This window comes from Streptomyces sp. NPDC050704 (assembly GCF_040654355.1).
GTDB lineage: Bacteria > Actinomycetota > Actinomycetes > Streptomycetales > Streptomycetaceae > Streptomyces.
The window spans coordinates 1-18,290 of sequence record NZ_JBFAHW010000049.1 but is presented as its reverse complement, the minus strand read 5'-3'; the positions used below and the strand labels follow the sequence as shown (position 1 = coordinate 18,290).

The window sequence follows — 18,290 nt, the reverse complement described above, 5'->3', positions numbered from 1 at the left end:
ATGCCGACTGCAGGAAGCGGCACACCCGGAGGCCCCGTGATTCCCAAGCCCGATACCATGTTCGACCGTGACTTCGAGTGGGCCGAGCTCGTGCGCTACGCCGGTTACCAGGGGCCCGAGGCGACATTGGGCGTGGTGTCCGGGCGGCGGCGGCAGGGCAAGACCTTTCTGCTGGACGGGGTGTGCCGGGCGAACGGTGGGTTCTTCTTCGCGGCCAGTGAAGCCACCGAGGCTGAATCGCTGCGTCAGTTCGGCGCGGCGATGGCCCGGTTCGAGGGGCGGCGGACGCCGTACCGGTTCGCGCACTGGGACGAGGCCGTCGAGGCGATGATGCGCCTCGCGACGCCGGACACCGGACCGCTGACCGTCGTACTCGACGAGTTCCCGTTCCTGGTCAAGGCCTCGCCCGAGCTGCCGTCACTGCTCCAGCGCGCCCTCGGGCCGCAGGGGCGCCGGGAGGGCGGGCCCGTCCGGCTGCTGCTGTGCGGATCGGCGCTGTCCTTCATGGGCAACCTGCTCTCCGGCACGGCGCCGCTGCGAGGCCGGGCGAGCCTGGAGCTGGTCGTGCCGACGCTCGACTACCGGTCCGCCGCCCGGTTCTGGGGCGTCGAGGACCTCCGCCTGGCTCTCGTGCTCAACTCCGTGGTGGGCGGCACCCCCGCCTACGGTCGTGAGTTCGTGCTCGGCGACACCCCCGCCGGCCTCGACGACTTCGGCCCCTGGATACTGCGCAACGTCCTCAACCCTGGCCGCCCTCTCTTCCGCGAGGCGCGATTCCTCCTCGCCGAGGAGCCGGATCTGCGTGACACCGCGCTCTACCACGGCGTCCTCGCCGCCATCGCCCAGGGCAACCACACCCGGGGCGGTATCGCGAGTTTCCTGGAACGCAAGTCCACAGACCTCGGCCACGCGCTGACCGTCCTTGAGGACACCGGCATGATCACGCGCGATCCGGACGCCTTCCACGGCAAGCGTTCCGCCTACCGGATCGCCGAGCCCATCCTCACCTTCTACTACGCCGTCATGCGCCCGGAGTGGAGCGACCTGGAACGGCCGGGACAGGCACCGGCCGTCTGGGAGCGGTCGCAGTCCACCTTCCGCAGCAAGGTCGTCGGCCCGCACTTCGAGCGGATCTGCCGCACGTGGGCCCGTTGGTACGCCTCCGCCGACACCCTGGGCGGGCAGCGAACCCGCGTCGAGTCCGGCACGGTCGCGGACCCCGCGGCCAGGACCGGCCACGAGGTCGACCTGGCGGTCTTCGGACGTGCGGACGACGGCCGTGAGGTCCTGTTGGCCATCGGCGAGGCCAAGTGGAACGAGACCATGGGCGTAGGCCACCTCGACCGACTTCGCCACATCCGCGAGCTGCTGCGCAAGCGTTCGGGTACGGACGCCTCCGGTACCCGGCTGCTGTGCTTCAGCGGCGCGGGGTTCACCGACAACCTCCGCGCCACTGTCGGTACGGATCCGTCCGTCCAACTGGTTGACCTCAAGCGGTTGTACCGAGGGGAGTGAGTCGGGGCCACGGTCACACAGGGGTTTGGGTGGGCGGTTCGGCCTTGAGGTGGTGGAGGAGCGCGGCGAGGCCCTCCGGGATGGCGGCGATCACTGTGCGGGGCTTGTCGCTTTCGCGGAGGCGGATGGTTCCGTCGGGGGCGGTGGCGACGAACACGCAGTTCCCTTCGGGACCTCCGCTGAACGACGACTTCTGCCAGTTCAGGTCGGGCATCTCGGCCTCCCTAGAGTTCGTAGAGGAGATGCTGGATCAGGGCCAGCGAGTCCTTCACGGAGTGTGCTTCAGGGGCCAACGGTACGTCGACGGGGTCGAGGGCGTTCTCGGCCAGGCGGCCGAAGAGTGAGGTGTATTGCTGCAACTGGGCTTCCTCGGTCAAGTAGTGGAAGCCCAGGGGCTGTTCGAGGATGACCGTGCTCAGCTTCGGGTTGACGGGAATGATGTGCGTGAAGTTCCCGATGAGGGCCGCGTACGCCTGCGCGCTGAACGGATAGACCTGGATGGTCACATGGGGCAGGCGCCCCAGTTCGATGAGCCGGAGCAGTTGCTCGCGGACCACCTGGGTGCCGCCGAACCTCATGTGCAGAGCGGCTTCGTGAATCACGGCATGGACGGTGGGCGGGTTCTCGTGTGTGAGGACCCGTTGTCTCTCCATGCGGAAGCTCAGGGCCTCCTCGATGTTGTCGAAACCCAGCTTGGGGCTGTTGAAAATGGCCTGGGCGTAGTCGGCGGTCTGGAAGAGCCCCGGGATGAACATCGGCTCGTGCATCCGTAGCGCGACCGCGTCCGCCTCCAGCTCGGCCAGATTGAGCGCGCCCGAACCCATGTGCTTCCTGTATGCGCTCCACCAGCCCTTGCCCGTTGCCTCGGACAGGGCGACCAGTGCCTTGATGTAGGGCTCGTCTGCGCACCCGTACGCGCGACAGAGATCGAGCAGCCGTTCCGTCAGGATGGACGTACGGCCGAGCTCGATGTGGCTGAGCTGGCCGCGGCTCATGCCGATCCGCCCGGCCGCCTCACCTGCGTTCAATCCTGCCTCTTCGCGCAGGTGTTTGAGCTCGACACCCAGTCGCCGCTGGCGTTCGCTGATGGTGGTGCGCAATCCCACGTTCTCTCCTCGTCGACCCAGCCAAAGTCTGCCCTGCGTCACCGAGTTGGTCCATCAATAGTGGCAAAAGGTTGAGAATTAGATCCCTGAGCAATTACCTTGAGTGTGGTGTCGATAACGCTCCGGAACCGTACCGGAGTCGTCCAACTCCCCCTGCCCGTAAGCGAAAGCGGGCCCACCCCCCACCCCCCACCCCCCACCCCGCTCCACCTTCTCCAACGGGAGCCGTTGCCCATGGAAGCCGCCCGCAGGGCCCCGCACAGGTCTGTCCAACTCGCCTACGACTACAGCCTCTTCGCCCCCGGCGACGCCACCGCGCCCAAGGTGTGCCGGGACTTCGTGCGCGGCGTACTCCGCACACTCGACCGCGAACCCCTCGTCATGCCCGCCACCCTGTGCACGTCGGAGCTGGTCACGAACGTCCACCTGCATACGAAGGGCACGGCCATGCTCAGAGTCCAGCTCACCCCGACCCGCCTCCGGGTGAGCGTGTACGACGAGAGCCATGACCGCCCGGTCACGACCACCGCCGGGATGACCGCTTGCTGGGGCCGCGGTCTGACCCTCGTCGCCGAGTTCGCGGACACGTGGGGCGTGGCGGCCGACCGGGCGGGGCGGTACGCGAAGGGGGTCTGGTTCGAGCTGGGGGAGACGGCGCCCGACAGCCCGCTTCAGGCTGCTCACTGCATCGGGTGACGCGGGGGCCGTTCCCCTGGTCGGCCCCATCGCCGTACGTACCGTGATCGCGCCGCCATGACCGCTCTTGCGCACGAGAGGCCCGAGACCATGCTTGAGATCAGGACCGAGTCCGCGTCCCCCGCCGAGAACGACCCCGACCTCGACGAGGTCCTCCGGCAGGCATGGAAGGCCATGGAACTCCCTGAGGGTTACCGCGCTGAGATCATCGAGGGAGCCATCGAGGTGTCGCGCACCGGCCGCTATTCGCACAGCCAGATCGTGTTCCTGTTCAAGGAGGCGCTGGGGGAGTTTCTGAGAGGCGGCGATTTCGCCGTTCGGAACGATACGAACGTCATTCACGAGGGGTGTGCCTGGGTGCCGGACCTATTCGTCGCGGCCAGGGACCCGGAACGCTATGTGACGGACGACGGCCTCGGTCTGACGGCTGCCGCGGCTCGTTTGATCGTTGAGGTCGTCTCCCCCGGCAAGCGAAGTCAAGGCCGCGACCCTGAGAGGAAGCGCCGGGAGTACGCGCGAGCGGCCATCCCCATCTACGTGATCATCGACGACTACGACAAGAACGGCACGGTCACCGTTCTCACCGAACCCCAACCCGAGAAGGCCGACTGGGTCGGAGTCCACCGCGTTCCCTACGGCATCGACGTCACGATTCCCGAGGGTCCCGCGAAGGGATTTGTGATCGGCGCGGCGATTACCGGGCCAAGGCGAGGGTGAGCCGGGCAGGCCGTCGCCAAGATCGCTTCAAGATTGCCCGCTGGACGTCTCTAACAGTGAGACAGCCGCTCGCGTTCGATGGGTGTTCGGTCGTTCAAGGGGTGGGGCAAGGTAAACCGGTAGCAGCCGGCGCCCGATGCGTCGTCGGCCGGGTAGTCGACCGTGATCCGGACGGCGTCGTTGTCTCGCTCACTGCTCCAATGGGCATCGCCAGCCGCGTAGTCAGTTTCCTCTGCGGTGAGGGAGCCATCTTGTATGGCGGTGCCAAGCCGGTGCTCGGTCAGCACTGACTGCGAGACGAGGACCTCGCCGGGCGGTTCCTCGGAGCGGTCGAAAAAACCCTGCACGGCGAGGGACACCAGGATCGCAGCTGCGGCAAGCAGCACGGCGATGACGAGCAGGGTCACGCCCCCGGCCGTGATCAGTCGGGTGCGGTGCTTGGTCTCCAGGGTCACCTCATGATCCCTTGTAGCCGATCTCACTCAGCCGCTTGCTCGCCGCACGCCGGAATGCCTCAGCGTACGGGGAGACGCCGTAGCCGGGGAGAAGCGTTTTCGTCATCCGCTGGGGGTCCGTCTCGCTCCCGCCATCAGCTTGTTGCAACGAGCCATGCGGAGGTGTGGACAAACACGTATCAAGTGTGTCGATAGAGGGCGCCGTTGCGGTGCACCCGTGTTGCGGAGCCGGGAGCGGCCGCGCATAGTGGCGCTCCGAAGAGGCTGGAACCGGGGGTTGGGGAGATGGCCGGGCACGGGACGCAAGCGCATCCGCATGGAGCGGACCGGCTGTGCGATGCCGGGGACCGGGTGTACTCCCGGGCGGTACGACGCGGCCGGGTGGCCCGTGCCGACGCCGAGACGGTGCCCTGCCTGCTCGAACTCGCGCTGCTGCACCCCGATCCGGACGACATGCGGTGGCTGGTGCCGACCTCGCCGCAGGAGGTCATGACCCGGCTGCTGCGCGAGATGCACGAGCACGTCACCGCCACGCAGTCGCGGATGGGCGCGGCGGTGACCGCCTTCGAGTGGTACGCCGCCCTCCGGAGTGACGCCCGGGCCCCCACCGAGGGCGTGGCGATCCGGGTGCTCGACGGGCTGCCCCGGATCCGGGCCGCGATGGACGAGGCGACCGAGGCGTGCAGGTCCGAGGTGCTGGCCGTGCAGCCGGGCGGTATCCGCCGCGAGGACGAGCTCTCCGAGGGCCTGCATCGGGCGATGGCGCTCCGCCGGCGGGGCGTGCGGATGCGCGACCTGTACACACACGTGGCCCGCCACGGTCAGGGCCTGCTCAACTACATGGAGCTGATGGGCGACGCGGCCGAGGCCCGCACCCTCGACGAGGTCACCGAGCGGCTCATCGTCTTCGACCGTACGGTCGCCTTCATCCCGGCCAGCGTCGATCGCACGATCGCCCTCGAACTGCGCCACCCGGCGCTGGTGGACTACCTGGTCACGGTCTTCGAACGGCTCTGGCGCCTCGCCATCCCTCTCACCGCGCCCCTCCCGGACACGGGCATCGAGGGCATCACCCATCGGGAGCGGTCGATCGCGGCGCTGCTCGCGGAGGGCCACCAGGACGCGGTGGTCGCGGAGCGGCTGGGCATCAGCGTGCGTACCTGCCGGGCTCATATCGCCCGGCTCTCGGAGACGCTGGGGGCGGCCAGTCGTACGCAGCTGGGGGTACGGATCGCGCAGGCGGGGCTGGACGGCCCGCCCCGGTCCCTGGAGACGGGGAACCAGGCAGGGAATCAGACTCAGGCAGGGGATCAACCGCTCACGATTCCTGCTCCAGGATCCCCGACCGGCCGATGAGATAGCCGAGCTGGGCCCGGCTCTCGCTGCCGAGGGTGGCGGCGAGTTTGGCTATGTGGACGCGGGCGGTGCGGATGTTGAGGCCGAGGCGTTCGGCGATTACGGCGTCGGTGTGGCCTTCGACGAGGAGGCTAGCGATGGCGTGCTGGCGGGGAGTGACGCCGTTCAGGGTCGGGCGTTGGACGGCCTGTGGATACATGGGAGTGGCCAGGCGCCAGAGGCGGTCGAAGGTGGTCGCGAAGTAAGCGATCAGGGCCGGGTGGCTGACTTCCAGGGCGAGAGTGCCGTCCTTGTTGGCGGGGATGAAGGCGACCGCACGGTCCACGATGATGAGGCGGTCGGTGACCTCGTCGAGGGAGCGGGCCTCCGCATCTCCACTCAGCTGCTCGTAGCGGGCGAGTACGCGGGGCAGATGGCGCGTCGTGTGTTGATAGAGGGTGCGGATACGGCCGCCGCGGTCGAGCAGGGCCTGGTCGCGATCCAGGGCGAGGACCTGAGCCACCTCGTGGCGCTCGTTGCTGTGGGGGGCGTGAGGCTGGATGCAGAGCAGTTCCCGCGTCGCGTCGGCTACGGCCTCGGTGAGGGCTTGGTTGATCCGCTCCGTACCGCTGAGGACTCTGATCGCCGGGGTGTCGGTGCCTGCCGTACGAGGGCCGTCGATCCGCATCAGCGGCTCGAACATCTCGGCCAGACGGGCCTCGCGCCGCCGTTCGTCCGCAACGCGGTCCTCGACGTTCCGCAGCAGCCGGTGGAGGGCGACGGCAGGGGCGATCGGCTCCAGTCGACCGAGATCCTCGACGGACGGTTGCAGCAGACCGAAGGCGACGAGACAGGGGGCTTCGCCGGCATCGGGACTGGGCACGTGACCTTCACGCAGGGCTCGTGCGTACAGCTGTGTGCCCGTCTCGCAGAGCTCCTCCGGCCCGTGTCCGTGTACCTCGCTCGTCACCTGCGACTCTCTTTCGTGGAGGTTCAGTGGTCCTGTTCCAGGATCCCCGACTGCGCGATGAGGAAGCCGAGTTGGGCCCGACTGCCGCTCCCGAGGGCGGTGGCCAGCTTGGCTATGTGGGCGCGGCAGGTGCGGACATTCATGCCGAGCCGACGGGCTATGGCCTCGTCGACGTGACCCTCCACGAGGAGCTTCGCGATGGAGTGCTGGATGCCGGTGATGCCGTCGGGGGCGGTTTCGTAGGGGGCGCCGGCATTCAGTGGGACCGCACGGCCCCACATGAACTCGAAGACCTTGATCAGATAACGGACCAGCCCTGGGTGGCGAAGTTCCAGGGCGGCCTGACGGTCGTCACGGATGGGGATGAAGGCAACGGCTTCGTCGCAGATGATGAGGCGTTCTACGAGTTCGTCGATGGTGCGGTACTCCGCCTTCCCGTCGGCGAACTGGTCCACGTAGGCGAGCCTCTCGGGGCTGTACCGGGCCGTGTGCTGGTACAGGGTCCGGATCCGCACTCCACGTTCGATCAGCGGCTTGTCGCGCTCCAGTCCCTCAATGAGCCGGCGCTCGGGGTGGCGGGCGCTCGGCTGGACCGTGAGCATCTCGTGCTGGCATTCAGCTATGGCCAGGTCCAGCGCCGTGTTGATGCGGTCGAGCCCCTCCAGCACCGTGATCGAATGAGTGGGTGCTGTCACCTGCGTGGTGAGGGCCATGAACGGCTCGAAAGCATCGGCCAGTTCGATGGATATCTTCCTGCGCTCGGTGATCTCGCGCTCTATGGCGTTGAGTCGCTGCGCCAGGGCGACGGACGGGGGCACGGGGCGTAGCCAGTTCGCGTCGTCAAGGTCAGGATGAAGCAGGGCGAGCTCCATCAAACAAGGAGCCGACTCCACGTCCGCACGGGCGATACGCCCCGTGCGCAGGGCGTTCGCGTAAAGTCGGCCGCCCTCCGCACACAGCTCGGTCACCGCGTGGGGATGTGTCGTTTTAGTCTGATTCGTTGCCAAATTTCCACCCCCCAGGGTCCTGAACATGCAGGAACATGATGCATCGATTGTGTGGCCATGACGTGCCTGAATGAGCCATCGTCTTATCCGACGGGGGAAGAGGGGACCTTCAAGTGAGGACGAAGCCGACTATGCGTAAGAAAATGCTTCGCTCGGTGCTTGTCGCTGCCTTCTCCGCCATTGTGGCCTTCGGATCGCTGAGTGGCCTCTCCGGCGCGGAGGGAGACAGGGACAGTGTCTGGTCGTCGACGGCCACCGCCGCCGAAGTCGGTGATGGTGACACTCCTGCCACTCCGGCCGACAGTGTGTGGAGCTGACATGACTACTCCACCCGACGACCGCTCCTTCAGGAGAGAAATGGCCACCGCATACCGCTCCGGCTGGCACTTCATCGACCTGGCCACCGCTATCCCCCACAGCGGTGACTCGTTGATGGTGACGGTCTTCGGGGAGCCGGTAGTGGTGACCCGGGACGACGACGAGGATGTGCGGGCATACCGGTGTCTGCGGCGGCCTCGGGGGGCGCCGCAGCCAGTACGGTGCGCCATTCGGTACGGAATGATCTTTGTGAACCTCGACCGGCGCGACCACCGGCTCGACGAGCCGGAGGTCCCGGACGTACGAACCATCTCAGCCACCCCCCGCAGTGCCTGACGCGATTCCCCCGTCGTAGTAAATCGCTCAGGCGCTTCCCCCCCGCAGCGGCGTCACCGTGACCTGAACACGGTGACGCCGCTGCAGTTTCCGGGGAAATTTCAGGCTATCCACTGGTTTTCACAAGGGCTGAAATCAGCCTGGTTCTGCCTGGAGGTCGTCCGGAGTGGGCCCCGAGGTCGGGCCCCGCCGTCAGCCGCGCCCCATCGCCGAAGCCAGCTTGATCTCGATGACCACCCGGGACGGGTTGGAGGACGGGGTCCGGCCGTAGCGCTCGGCGTACCGCCGCTCCGCCTCCGCGACCCGTGCGGGGCCGGTGGACACCGTCGCGCGCCCCTCCAGGGTCGCCCACCGCCGCCCGTCCACCTGGCAGACGGCGGCCAGGCCTCCGTCGGGCCCCGCGGCCAGTACGTTCCGTACCTTCGCGCTCGACTTGCTGGCGATCACCCGAGCGAGACCGGCCGCCGGATCGTATGTAACCCCGACCGGCACCACATGGGGCGTGCCGTCGGGGCGGAGGGTGGTGAGGGTGCACAGGTGGCGTTCCCGCCAGAAGCCGAGATACGTGGCGTCGGGAGAGCGCGGGTCTACGGGGTACGCGGCCATGGTCCGGAACTTAGCCCCCGACCCGTCCGCACCCGTACCTGCCCCCGCCCCTCCCGCCGGCCTACTTGAGTGGAATAGACTCAACTTTGTGTACGTTGGTTGGGTCAGCCAACGCATGGGGACGCACGAGGACCGTACGAGCACCGCACGAGCCGAGCCGTAGCCGGTTCAGGAGGAGGAGAACGCGAACGTGGACGCCGAGCTGACCAACAGGAGCCGGGACGCGATCAACGCGGCCGGCAACAGGGCCGTGTCCGAGGGACACCCGGACCTGACTCCCGGACACCTGCTGCTCGCGCTGCTCGCGGGGCAGGAGAACGAGAACATCACCGACCTGCTGGCCGCCGTCGACGCCGACCAGGCCGCCGTACGGGCCGGCACCGAGCGCGTACTGAGCGCGCTGCCCAGCGTGACGGGCTCCACCGTCGCGCCGCCGCAGCCCAACCGCGAGCTGCTCGCAGTCATCGCCGACGCCTCCGAGCGGGCCAAGGAGCTGGGGGACGAGTACCTCTCGACCGAGCACCTGCTCATCGGGATCGCGGCGAAGGGCGGCCAGACCGGAGACGTACTCTCCCAGCAGGGCGCCAGTGCGAAGAAACTGCTGGAGGCGTTCCAGAAGAGCAGGGGAGGGCGCCGGGTGACGACCGCGGATCCCGAGGGCCAGTACAAGGCACTCGAAAAGTTCGGTACGGACTTCACGGCCGCCGCGCGGGAGGGCAAGCTCGATCCCGTCATCGGGCGGGACCAGGAGATCCGCCGGGTGGTGCAGGTGCTGTCCCGGCGTACCAAGAACAACCCAGTCCTGATCGGCGAGCCCGGCGTCGGCAAGACCGCCGTCGTCGAGGGGCTCGCCCAGCGCATCGTGAAGGGCGACGTTCCCGAGTCGCTGAAGAACAAGCGGCTCGTCGCGCTCGACCTCGGTGCCATGGTCGCGGGCGCCAAGTACCGCGGTGAGTTCGAGGAGCGGCTCAAGACCGTGCTCGCCGAGATCAAGGGCTCCGACGGGCAGATCATCACCTTCATCGACGAGCTGCACACCGTCGTGGGCGCGGGCGCCGGCGGCGACTCCTCGATGGACGCCGGCAACATGCTGAAGCCGATGCTGGCCCGCGGCGAGCTGCGCATGGTCGGCGCGACGACCCTGGACGAGTACCGCGAGCGGATCGAGAAGGACCCGGCGCTGGAGCGCCGCTTCCAGCAGGTGCTGGTCGCCGAGCCGAGCGTCGAGGACACCATCGCGATCCTGCGAGGGCTCAAGGGCCGGTACGAGGCCCATCACAAGGTGCAGATCGCGGACAGCGCGCTGGTCGCCGCCGCCGCCCTCTCCGACCGGTACATCACCTCGCGCTTCCTCCCGGACAAGGCCATCGACCTCGTCGACGAGGCCGCCTCCCGGTTGCGTATGGAGATCGACTCGTCCCCGCTGGAGATCGACGAACTCCAGCGCGTCGTCGACCGGTTCCGTATGGAGGAGCTGGCCCTGGACAGGGAGACCGACCCGGCCTCGAAGCAGCGCCTGGAGAAGCTGCGCCGCGACCTCGCCGACAAGGAGGAGGAGCTGCGCGGCCTCACCGCCCGCTGGGAGAAGGAGAAGGAGTCCCTCAACCGGGTCGGCGCGCTGAAGGAGAAGCTCGACGAACTGCGCGGCCAGGCCGAACGGGCCCAGCGCGACGGCGACTTCGACACCGCCTCCAAGCTGCTCTACGGCGAGATCCCCACCCTGGAAAGGGACTTGGAGGAAGCCTCCGAGGCAGAGGAGGAGGCCGCCAAGGGCACGATGGTGAAGGAGGAGGTCGGGCCCGACGACATCGCGGACGTGGTCGGTGCCTGGACGGGCATCCCCGCCGGACGGCTCCTCGAAGGCGAGACGCAGAAACTCCTGCGCATGGAGGACGAGTTGGGCCGGCGGCTGATCGGCCAGCACGAGGCCGTACAGGCGGTCTCCGACGCCGTGCGCCGCACCCGCGCCGGAATCTCCGACCCGGACCGCCCGACCGGCTCCTTCCTCTTCCTCGGCCCGACCGGCGTCGGCAAGACCGAACTGGCCAAGGCCCTCGCGGACTTCCTCTTCGACGACGAGCGGGCGATGGTCCGTATCGACATGAGCGAGTACGGCGAGAAGCACAGCGTGGCCCGGCTGGTCGGCGCGCCGCCCGGCTACATCGGCTACGAGGAGGGCGGCCAGCTCACGGAGGCGGTCCGCCGCCGCCCGTACAGCGTCGTGCTCCTCGACGAGGTGGAGAAGGCGCACCCCGAGGTCTTCGACGTGCTCCTCCAGGTGCTGGACGACGGGCGCCTGACGGATGGTCAGGGCCGGACCGTCGACTTCCGCAACACCATCCTCGTCCTCACCTCGAACCTGGGCAGCCAGTTCCTGGTGGACCCCCTGGTGAGTGAGCAGGAGAAGAAGGAGCAGGTCCTGGAGGTGGTGCGAACCTCCTTCAAGCCGGAGTTCCTCAACCGGCTCGACGACCTGGTGGTCTTCTCCGCGCTGAACAAGGTGGAGCTGGAGCGCATCGCCAGGCTCCAGGTCGACCGCCTCGCCAAGCGGCTCGCCGAGCGCCGGCTCACCCTGGAGGTCACCGACGAGGCGCTGGCCTGGCTCGCCGACGAGGGAATGGACCCGGCGTACGGTGCCCGACCGTTGCGCCGCCTCGTCCAGACCGCCATCGGCGACCGGCTCGCCAAGGAGATCCTCGCGGGCGAGGTCAAGGACGGCGACACGGTCCGCGTGGACTCCTTCGGCGACGGGCTGATCGTGGGGCCGACGACCGCGAAAACCCTGTGACCGGGGCTGGGGCCGGGGCGGGGTGACGTGAGGCGGGGTGAGGTGAGGATTGTCCTGAGGCCACAGGACTAAGGGCCGCCGATCACGGCTAGGGTCGAAGCCAGGCAACTACATGCAATCCTCAGGAGTACCCACCAATGTCTATCGACCCGTCCTCGATTCCGAACTTCGGGGGCCAGCCCGAGCCGCAGCCCGGCGGACCGGCGGGCCCCGTGGTCCCGGATCAGGACCTTGTGAAGCAGCTCCTGGAACAGATGGAGCTGAAGTATGTCGTCGACGACGAGGGTGACCTCGCGGCGCCGTGGGAGCAGTTCCGTACGTACTTCATGTTCCGTGGTGAGGGTGACCAGCAGGTCTTCTCGGTGCGGACGTTCTACGACCGGCCGCACGAGATCGACGTCAAGCCCGAGCTGCTGGAATCGATCGACGACTGGAACCGGCGCACGCTGTGGCCCAAGGTCTACAGCCACACGCACGACGACGGCACCGTCCGCCTCATCGGCGAGGCGCAGATGCTGATCGGCACCGGCGTCAGCCTGGAGCACTTCGTGTCGTCGACGGTCAGCTGGGTGCGGGCCGCCATCGAGTTCGACAAGTGGCTCGTCGAGCAGCTCGGCCTGGAGCAGGAGATCAACGAGGCGGACAAGCCCGAGGACGAGAAGCCCGAAGAGGAGTAGTCCTCACGGGTGTGGTCCGCACAGGGCCTGCACACGGCTTGTACAGGGCTTGTGGGCGGTCACGACCGGACACGCCCCGTACGCGCACGACGAGAGCCCGGCCAGGGCGCCGACCACCAGGGTCGCGCGCCGGGGCCGGGCTCTTGCCGTGCGAGTCAGGGCGCGCGACGAGCAGGATGCCCGCGTAGACGATCAGCGGGGCGCGGTCCGTGACCAGCAGGCCGTCTCGTCGCACCAGCTGTCGTACCAGCTGTCGCACCAGCTCGCGACGGGCTGCTCGAAGCTGCCGGTGACCAGGACCGCCGGTGCACCGAGATTCTCGGGGAAGCCGAAGTCCGCCTTCACAGGCGAGTTGAAGGCCGGGCACCGCCGTCCCCGAGGCGGCCGGGCCCCGGCCACCGTCCGTCTTCCGGGCTCACCGGGCCCTTGTCCGCGAGGGTCCGGCGGGCCACTGACCTCCCCAAAGAACCGGGAGAAAGAACTACCCGCCCACCCACCCTCCCCGGCCGGGAGGCCCGCGTCACCCGTCCGAGTGACCGGCTTGCAGGCGCGGGATGCGGACGGTTACGTTCGCCGCGACAACCGCAAACAGATACGGCCCCCGGCCGGGACTGGCATCCCGAACGAGGGCCTGACCAACCAGGAAGAAGCACCTTCCCGATGGCTGACTCGCAGTCTAACGCGCGCCTGCGCGCCGACGCCGGAGCACTGACCTCCGGCGTGATCCACGTACGCACCCGCCTCACGGCCGACTTCACCGTGATCTCCAACGCCCTCGCCCAGCGGCGCGGCAGCGCGGTCACGACCGGCGTCGCGGTCTACATCCTCTCCCAGCCCGACGGCACCCCGGTGACCATCGCCGCCCTGTGCGAGCACTTCGACGAGGGCGAGATCTTGATCTCCCGCGCGCTCAGAGAGCTCGAAGCCGCCGGATACCTGGAGCGCCGCCGCGAGCGAACGCCCACCGGGCAGGTCCGTACCCGGACGTACTTCTACGACGTTCCCGGCGGCGACCCGGACATGGATCCGGATCCGGACGGGCCTCCCGAGCCGCCCAGGCCGCGTCGGCCCCGAAGGGAGCCTCCCACCGCGCCGGTCGTGCCCGCGACCACGGAGGTGGAGGAGACGGTGGCCGCGCCCGTACAGGCCGAGGCGGAGACACCGATCCCGCTCGCGCTCGCCGAAGCCGACCCGCAGGCCATCGCCGTACTCGCCGCCCTGCGCAGGGTCGACCCCCGCCTCGTCCTGTCCGCGCAGGAAGCCGCCCGCCTCGCCCCGGCCGTCACCCGGTGGCTCGCGGCAGGCCTTCTGCCCACACAGGTCACGGACCATCTCACCGCACGTCTCCCGGACAGCCTCCTGGTCCGCCCGGCCGGCATCCTCGCCTACCGGCTCAAGGAGACTCCCCTTCCCCTGCCCGAACCGGCCGGAAGCGCAGAATCCTCCGTGCGTCCGGCGGTCGTACCCCTGCGGAACTGCGACGGCTGCGACCGGGGCTTTCGCGCGGCGGAACCCGGCCGCTGCCGGGACTGCCGATCCCGGGACCAACTCCGTGCGGCCGGCTGAGCCGGTGACGCATGGTCGACAGGTTCCAGGAAGGGCTCCTGACGCCCACGGAAACGGCCTCCTACCTTGAGATTCCGCAGTCGACTCTCATCTCCTGGTTGAAGAGCAAGGCCGCCGGAGCCCCTCTGGTCCACCAGGTGGAGCCGGTGCGGAAGGGGCAGCCTTCGGTGCCGTTCATCGCGGTGGCCGAGGCGCACGCCCTTCGTTCTCTGCGTTCCCTGGGGCTCCGCATGAGCGAGATCAGGGAGGCGGCTGCCGCTGTCCGGGACGCCTTCGACACCCCGTACGGACTCGTGTCCAAGCGGATTGCCACGGACGGCGTGGACATCTTCGTCGAGCACGGTTGGGGTGATCTCCGCAGAGCCCGCGACGGCCAGGCCCCCATCCAGGAAGTGGTCTCCGACTATCTCCGCTACCTCACCTGGAAGCCGGGCGACGATTTCCCCTCCAGCCTGCGACTGAGGCAGTACCCGGCCTCCGTACCCGTCGTGATCGATCCGAGGTTCGGCCACGGTCTCCCCGTGGTGGCCGCCAACCGCGTCACGGTCCAGGCGATCACCGACCTGTGGGAGGCGGGCGAGTCCGTCGAGGACATCGCGTACGACTACGACATGACGCCCCAGCAGGTCGGTGTGCTGTGTCGCGCAACGGTGCGCTTTGCCTGCTGAGTTCAGGGGCTGAGGTCAAGGGTGCGCGCCGGATGCTCCTTCCACGTGTGCGGCCTGGCAGTTGCGATCACCGCACCATCCGGCCGGTCGGGGCTGGGCTGGGCCGCGTAGAGGGTGTGCGCGTCGGCCCATGTCGTCGCGCGGGCCACCGAGAGGGCGGATGGCAGGTCCAGGTCGACGATCGTGATTCCGGGCAGGGCGGCGATGTGCTCCGCTGTGCCTGGCCGGGCCCGGTCAGCCTCGACCAGGGCACACACAGTGGCGTACAGGAACCAGTCCGGCTCGGCGTGAGCGCGATGAATCAGCCGGGAGGCCAGGACGTTGCCCCTCCCTGCGGCCACCATCGCGCTCTCGTCGAGGAAAACGTGCACGTCACGGGTCACGTGGCGCCCGCCTCGGCCATACGGCGGTCCAGTTCGGCGTCCAGTTCGGCCTGCTCATGCTCGCTGGGGTCGTAGCCGTTCCACTCCCGTAGCACTGCCCGTGCCTTCTCCGCCCGCTCGGCCCGCTCGGCCGGGGTGAGCAGGGTCTCGGCGAGCCGGGCCAGGTAGGAACGGAGCGAAAGCCCTTCCCCAGCAGCTATCTCGGCAAGCCGGTCGCGGGCATCAGCGGGGATACGGACGTTGGCGTCAGACATGATGCGGGTTCCCTTTCACCGACCGGCCAGAGTACGGGTACGTACCCGTACCCGTATCTGCGACGTCACTCTAGCCCGTCCCGCATACGACCATCCGCTACTTGGCTTCAGTCGCCCACAGCGCCGCGCTCAGCCGGCGAGTGCCGTGAGGCGTTTTACGGCCTCCTCCAGTACTGAGGTCTGCTTGCAGAAGGCGAAGCGGACGAAGGGGGCGCCGGCCTCCCGGTGGTCGTAGAAGACGGCGTTCGGGATCGCGACGACGCCGGCCCGCTCCGGCAGCGCCCGGCAGAACGCGAAGCCGTCGCTCTCGCCGAGCGGGCGGATGTCGGTGGTGACGAAGTACGTCCCGGCCGGCCGGAACACCTTGAAGCCCGCCTGTGCGAGCCCCGCGCTCAGCAGGTCCCGCTTGGTCAGCATGTCCGCGCTGAACGCCTCGAAGTACGTGTCGGGCAGTGCCAGCGCCTCGGCGACCGCGTACTGGAACGGCCCCGAGGCCACGTACGTCAGGAACTGCTTCGCCGAGCGCACCGCCGCCACCAGCTCGGGCGCCGAGGTCACCCAGCCGACCTTCCAGCCGGTGAACGAGAAGCTCTTTCCCGCACTCCCGATGGTGACCGTGCGCTGGCGCATGCCGGGCAGGGTGGCGAGGGGGATGTGCTCGGCCTCGTCGAAGACCAGGTGCTCGTACACCTCGTCGGTGACCACGATCAGGTCCCGCTCGACGGCCAGCGCGGCGATCGCGGTGAGCTCCTCGCGGGTCAGGACCGTGCCGGTGGGGTTGTGCGGGGTGTTGATGAGGAGGAGCCGGGTGTTGTCCGTCACCGCGTCGCGCAGCTCGTCCAGGTCCAGGCGGAAGCTCCGGTGGGCGACCCCGTCGCGGGTGTCCTCGTGCGGGCGCAGGGTGACGGGGACGCGCGTACCGCCCGCCATGGCGATGCAGGCCGCGTACGAGTCGTAGTACGGCTCCAGGGCGATCACCTCGTCGCCGGGTTCGAGGAGGGCGAGCATGGCGGCGGCGATGGCCTCGGTCGCGCCCGCCGTGACCAGGACCTCGCGGTCGGGGTCGTACGTGAGGCCGTACCGGCGTTCCTGGTGCGCCGCGATCGCCGCGCGCAGCTCGGGCACGCCGGGGCCCGGTGGGTACTGGTTGCCGAGGCCGTCGCGCAGCGCCCGGACCGCCGCCTCGCGGACCTCCTCCGGGCCGTCGGTGTCCGGGAAGCCCTGGCCGAGGTTGATCGAGCCGGTGCTCAGGGCGAGGGCGGACATCTCGGCGAAGATCGTCGTCCCGAACTCGGCGAGACGGCGGTTGAGGACGGGACGGCGTGCGCTGGAGGTCATGGCGGCCATCCTCCGCTCAACCTCTGGACTTCCTCAACTCTGCTTTGGCTTGCGAGGCGCGGGGGCATCCCCCTTTCACACAAGAAGCACAAGCAAGAAGCAGAGCCCACGGGGGGCCGCTTCGGGGGAACGGAAGGAGCGTGGCGTCATGGCCATAGGCATCATCGTTGCGTTGGTGGTTGTGGGGCTCATTTTCGCCGTCAGCAACAGCAGGAGGCGCTCGCGCGGCCGTTCCGGGCTCGGTAACAGTTGGTGGGCAGGCGGCGGCGGGGGTTCCGGGAACGGGTCCTCGTCCGGCGGCGCTTCCTGTTCGGTGGGGGGTTCTTCGTGCGGCGGCGGCTCGTCCTGCGGGGGCGGCGGCGGTGGGGGCGGATGCGGCGGAGGCAGCTGACACGGGGCAGCTGAGCTCCGGACGGGGAACCGTGTCCGGACCGTCCGGCACCACGGGCGCCCGCCGGGAGTCATCTTCCGGCGGGCGCTTCGCCGTTGAGGGCAGGGGGGCGTGAAGGCGCACGTGTGAACTAAGGGCGCACTTCCTACTTGAACAGTTGAGCTGTGGAGCCCTCGGGGGGATGGAAACCCTACGAAGTTGGGTAAAAACGCTGTGGCGGACGCGCCGTTCATGATTCCCTCGTAATCGCCGACGCAGACCCCGGAACCTTCATCTGACCTGGCCGACCGGGCCGACACCGCCCGGCGCCGGCCGGGGTGCGACGGACCGATCCCACCCTTTGCGTGCAGCGGAGCCGACCCATGCTCACGACCCTCAACACCGCCTACACCGACACGCGCGCGGCCGACCTCGCCTGGGCCCTGGGACGCGAACCGCTGCCCGCGCTCGCCACGCTCGACCTCGAACTGTCCGGATCGAAGCTTCAGTTGAGACTGCTCGGCGCGTCCCACCAGGTGCTTCTGGAGGAGGAGGGGGGCAGTTGTTCGGAGACCGTCGCCTGTATCGCGGGCAGCAGTACGCCACTGCCGCTCGGCGTCGCCAAGCGGGTGGGTGACTGGGAGTACGAGTTCGCGGCGCGCGTCGAGACCCTGTCGCGGGGGCAGTTCGCCGGGCGCGCCCAGGAGTTGCTCGCGCTGGTCGCGGACCATCCGAACGGTTTGGCCGGGGTGTTCCCCGGCAGCCCGCACGCCTTCACGGCGATGCTCGCGCAGCGGTACGAGGGGCAGGTGCACTGGCGCACCTGGCATGCCTATCCGCAGGACGGGCAGCTTGTCGCTACCCGTACGCGGGTCGGTGTGCGGGTGGCTGCGCCGGCTTGAGCGGCTCTCGTGGTCCCGGTGCGTGTGATGTGCGGGTGGGTGGGGGCTGGTCGCGCAGTTCCTCGCGCCCCTAAAAGACTGGGGGGCTCGCGTTGGGTTGTCACGTGCCGGTCGTCGTGGGCTGGTCGCGCAGTTCCCCGCGCCCCTGGAAGGTGGGGCTCGGGTTGGGTTGTGACGTGCGGGTTGTCGTGGGCTGAGCGCGCAGTTCCTCGCGCCCCTGACGGGCGCCCGCCGACGGTGCGGCCTCGCGCGACCAGTTGTCGTTGGCCTTGGGCAAAAAGGT

At 68.8% G+C, this 18,290-nt stretch carries 21 protein-coding genes; 10 read left to right on the top strand and 11 right to left on the bottom strand.

Going from position 1 to position 18,290, the window contains the following annotated elements; translation table 11 throughout:
* Positions 1 to 57 precede the first annotated feature (57 nt).
* The gene (locus AB0I18_RS27085) at positions 58 to 1,515 is read left to right on the top strand and encodes an ATP-binding protein (protein ID WP_363108183.1); all 1,458 of its coding nucleotides are present in this window, start codon (positions 58 to 60) and stop codon (positions 1,513 to 1,515) included.
* A gap of 13 nt (positions 1,516 to 1,528) precedes the next feature.
* Here AB0I18_RS27085 and AB0I18_RS27080 read toward each other — a convergent pair whose 3' ends face one another.
* A complete protein-coding gene (locus tag AB0I18_RS27080) occupies positions 1,529 to 1,729 on the bottom strand; it encodes a DUF397 domain-containing protein (protein WP_363108182.1) in 201 nt (66 codons plus the stop codon).
* 10 nt (positions 1,730 to 1,739) lie between these two features.
* Entirely contained in the window at positions 1,740 to 2,621 is an 882-nt protein-coding gene (locus AB0I18_RS27075; RefSeq protein ID WP_363108181.1) for a helix-turn-helix transcriptional regulator, read from the bottom strand.
* Between the two features lie 234 nt (positions 2,622 to 2,855).
* On the opposite strand from AB0I18_RS27075, the gene AB0I18_RS27070 reads away from it, so the two are divergent.
* Positions 2,856 to 3,317, top strand: a complete 462-nt coding sequence (locus tag AB0I18_RS27070; RefSeq protein ID WP_363108180.1) for an ATP-binding protein — start codon at positions 2,856 to 2,858, stop codon at positions 3,315 to 3,317.
* A 57-nt stretch (positions 3,318 to 3,374) separates the two neighbouring features.
* Positions 3,375 to 4,034: a Uma2 family endonuclease gene (locus AB0I18_RS27065; protein WP_363108179.1), complete on the top strand. Its 660-nt coding sequence runs from the start codon at positions 3,375 to 3,377 to the stop codon at positions 4,032 to 4,034.
* Positions 4,035 to 4,084: 50 nt separating this feature from the next.
* Here AB0I18_RS27065 and AB0I18_RS27060 read toward each other — a convergent pair whose 3' ends face one another.
* Positions 4,085 to 4,489: a hypothetical protein gene (locus AB0I18_RS27060; RefSeq protein WP_363108178.1), complete on the bottom strand. Its 405-nt coding sequence runs from the start codon at positions 4,487 to 4,489 to the stop codon at positions 4,085 to 4,087.
* Positions 4,490 to 4,774: 285 nt separating this feature from the next.
* Between AB0I18_RS27060 and AB0I18_RS27055 the strand changes: the two genes are divergently transcribed.
* Positions 4,775 to 5,845 (top strand): helix-turn-helix transcriptional regulator, encoded by a 1,071-nt coding sequence (locus AB0I18_RS27055; RefSeq protein ID WP_363108177.1) that lies wholly within the window; start codon positions 4,775 to 4,777, stop codon positions 5,843 to 5,845.
* On the opposite strand, the gene AB0I18_RS27050 is transcribed toward AB0I18_RS27055, so the two are convergent.
* Both AB0I18_RS27050 and AB0I18_RS27045 read right to left on the bottom strand, forming a co-directional pair.
* Positions 5,808 to 6,794 carry a helix-turn-helix transcriptional regulator gene (locus AB0I18_RS27050; RefSeq protein ID WP_363108176.1) on the bottom strand — a complete coding sequence of 329 codons (987 nt, stop codon included), beginning with the start codon at positions 6,792 to 6,794 and terminating at the stop codon, positions 5,808 to 5,810. The two genes, AB0I18_RS27055 and AB0I18_RS27050, sit on opposite strands and share 38 nt — an antisense overlap.
* A gap of 23 nt (positions 6,795 to 6,817) precedes the next feature.
* Complete coding sequence (locus AB0I18_RS27045) at positions 6,818 to 7,828, bottom strand: helix-turn-helix transcriptional regulator (protein ID WP_363108175.1); 1,011 nt, start codon at positions 7,826 to 7,828, stop codon at positions 6,818 to 6,820.
* Positions 7,829 to 8,119: 291 nt separating this feature from the next.
* Here AB0I18_RS27045 and AB0I18_RS27040 point away from each other — a divergent pair, with 291 nt between their 5' ends.
* Positions 8,120 to 8,455: a hypothetical protein gene (locus AB0I18_RS27040; RefSeq protein ID WP_363108174.1), complete on the top strand. Its 336-nt coding sequence runs from the start codon at positions 8,120 to 8,122 to the stop codon at positions 8,453 to 8,455.
* A 192-nt stretch (positions 8,456 to 8,647) separates the two neighbouring features.
* Here AB0I18_RS27040 and AB0I18_RS27035 read toward each other — a convergent pair whose 3' ends face one another.
* Positions 8,648 to 9,061 carry a TIGR03618 family F420-dependent PPOX class oxidoreductase gene (locus AB0I18_RS27035; RefSeq protein WP_363108173.1) on the bottom strand — a complete coding sequence of 138 codons (414 nt, stop codon included), beginning with the start codon at positions 9,059 to 9,061 and terminating at the stop codon, positions 8,648 to 8,650.
* 190 nt (positions 9,062 to 9,251) lie between these two features.
* On the opposite strand from AB0I18_RS27035, the gene clpB reads away from it, so the two are divergent.
* Both clpB and AB0I18_RS27025 read left to right on the top strand, forming a co-directional pair.
* Positions 9,252 to 11,849: an ATP-dependent chaperone ClpB gene (clpB, locus tag AB0I18_RS27030; RefSeq protein ID WP_363108172.1), complete on the top strand. Its 2,598-nt coding sequence runs from the start codon at positions 9,252 to 9,254 to the stop codon at positions 11,847 to 11,849.
* Positions 11,850 to 11,986: 137 nt separating this feature from the next.
* The gene (locus tag AB0I18_RS27025) at positions 11,987 to 12,526 is read left to right on the top strand and encodes a YbjN domain-containing protein (RefSeq protein ID WP_363108171.1); all 540 of its coding nucleotides are present in this window, start codon (positions 11,987 to 11,989) and stop codon (positions 12,524 to 12,526) included.
* 192 nt (positions 12,527 to 12,718) lie between these two features.
* Here the strand turns inward: AB0I18_RS27025 and AB0I18_RS27020 are convergent, their stop codons facing one another.
* Positions 12,719 to 12,871, bottom strand: coding sequence for a hypothetical protein (locus AB0I18_RS27020; RefSeq protein ID WP_363108170.1), 153 nt, complete (start codon positions 12,869 to 12,871; stop codon positions 12,719 to 12,721).
* Between the two features lie 315 nt (positions 12,872 to 13,186).
* Here AB0I18_RS27020 and AB0I18_RS27015 point away from each other — a divergent pair, with 315 nt between their 5' ends.
* Positions 13,187 to 14,092 (top strand): hypothetical protein, encoded by a 906-nt coding sequence (locus tag AB0I18_RS27015; RefSeq protein WP_363108169.1) that lies wholly within the window; start codon positions 13,187 to 13,189, stop codon positions 14,090 to 14,092.
* 11 nt (positions 14,093 to 14,103) lie between these two features.
* On the top strand, positions 14,104 to 14,760 hold the full coding sequence (locus AB0I18_RS27010; RefSeq protein ID WP_363108168.1) for a DUF433 domain-containing protein: 657 nt from the start codon (positions 14,104 to 14,106) through the stop codon (positions 14,758 to 14,760).
* Positions 14,761 to 14,762: 2 nt separating this feature from the next.
* On the opposite strand, the gene AB0I18_RS27005 is transcribed toward AB0I18_RS27010, so the two are convergent.
* The 3 genes from AB0I18_RS27005 to AB0I18_RS26995 form a co-directional block, all read right to left on the bottom strand.
* Positions 14,763 to 15,143, bottom strand: a complete 381-nt coding sequence (locus AB0I18_RS27005; protein ID WP_363108167.1) for a hypothetical protein — start codon at positions 15,141 to 15,143, stop codon at positions 14,763 to 14,765.
* A complete protein-coding gene (locus tag AB0I18_RS27000; RefSeq protein WP_363108166.1) occupies positions 15,140 to 15,397 on the bottom strand; it encodes a hypothetical protein in 258 nt (85 codons plus the stop codon). The genes AB0I18_RS27005 and AB0I18_RS27000 overlap by 4 nt, the downstream gene beginning before the upstream one ends.
* A 129-nt stretch (positions 15,398 to 15,526) precedes the next feature.
* Positions 15,527 to 16,744 carry a pyridoxal phosphate-dependent aminotransferase gene (locus AB0I18_RS26995; protein ID WP_363108165.1) on the bottom strand — a complete coding sequence of 406 codons (1,218 nt, stop codon included), beginning with the start codon at positions 16,742 to 16,744 and terminating at the stop codon, positions 15,527 to 15,529.
* Positions 16,745 to 17,488: 744 nt separating this feature from the next.
* Here AB0I18_RS26995 and AB0I18_RS26990 point away from each other — a divergent pair.
* Positions 17,489 to 18,007, top strand: coding sequence for a DUF2617 family protein (locus AB0I18_RS26990; protein WP_363108164.1), 519 nt, complete (start codon positions 17,489 to 17,491; stop codon positions 18,005 to 18,007).
* A 100-nt stretch (positions 18,008 to 18,107) separates the two neighbouring features.
* Here the strand turns inward: AB0I18_RS26990 and AB0I18_RS26985 are convergent.
* The coding region (locus AB0I18_RS26985; RefSeq protein ID WP_363108163.1) for a hypothetical protein at positions 18,108 to 18,290 on the bottom strand (183 nt) is incomplete at its 5' end.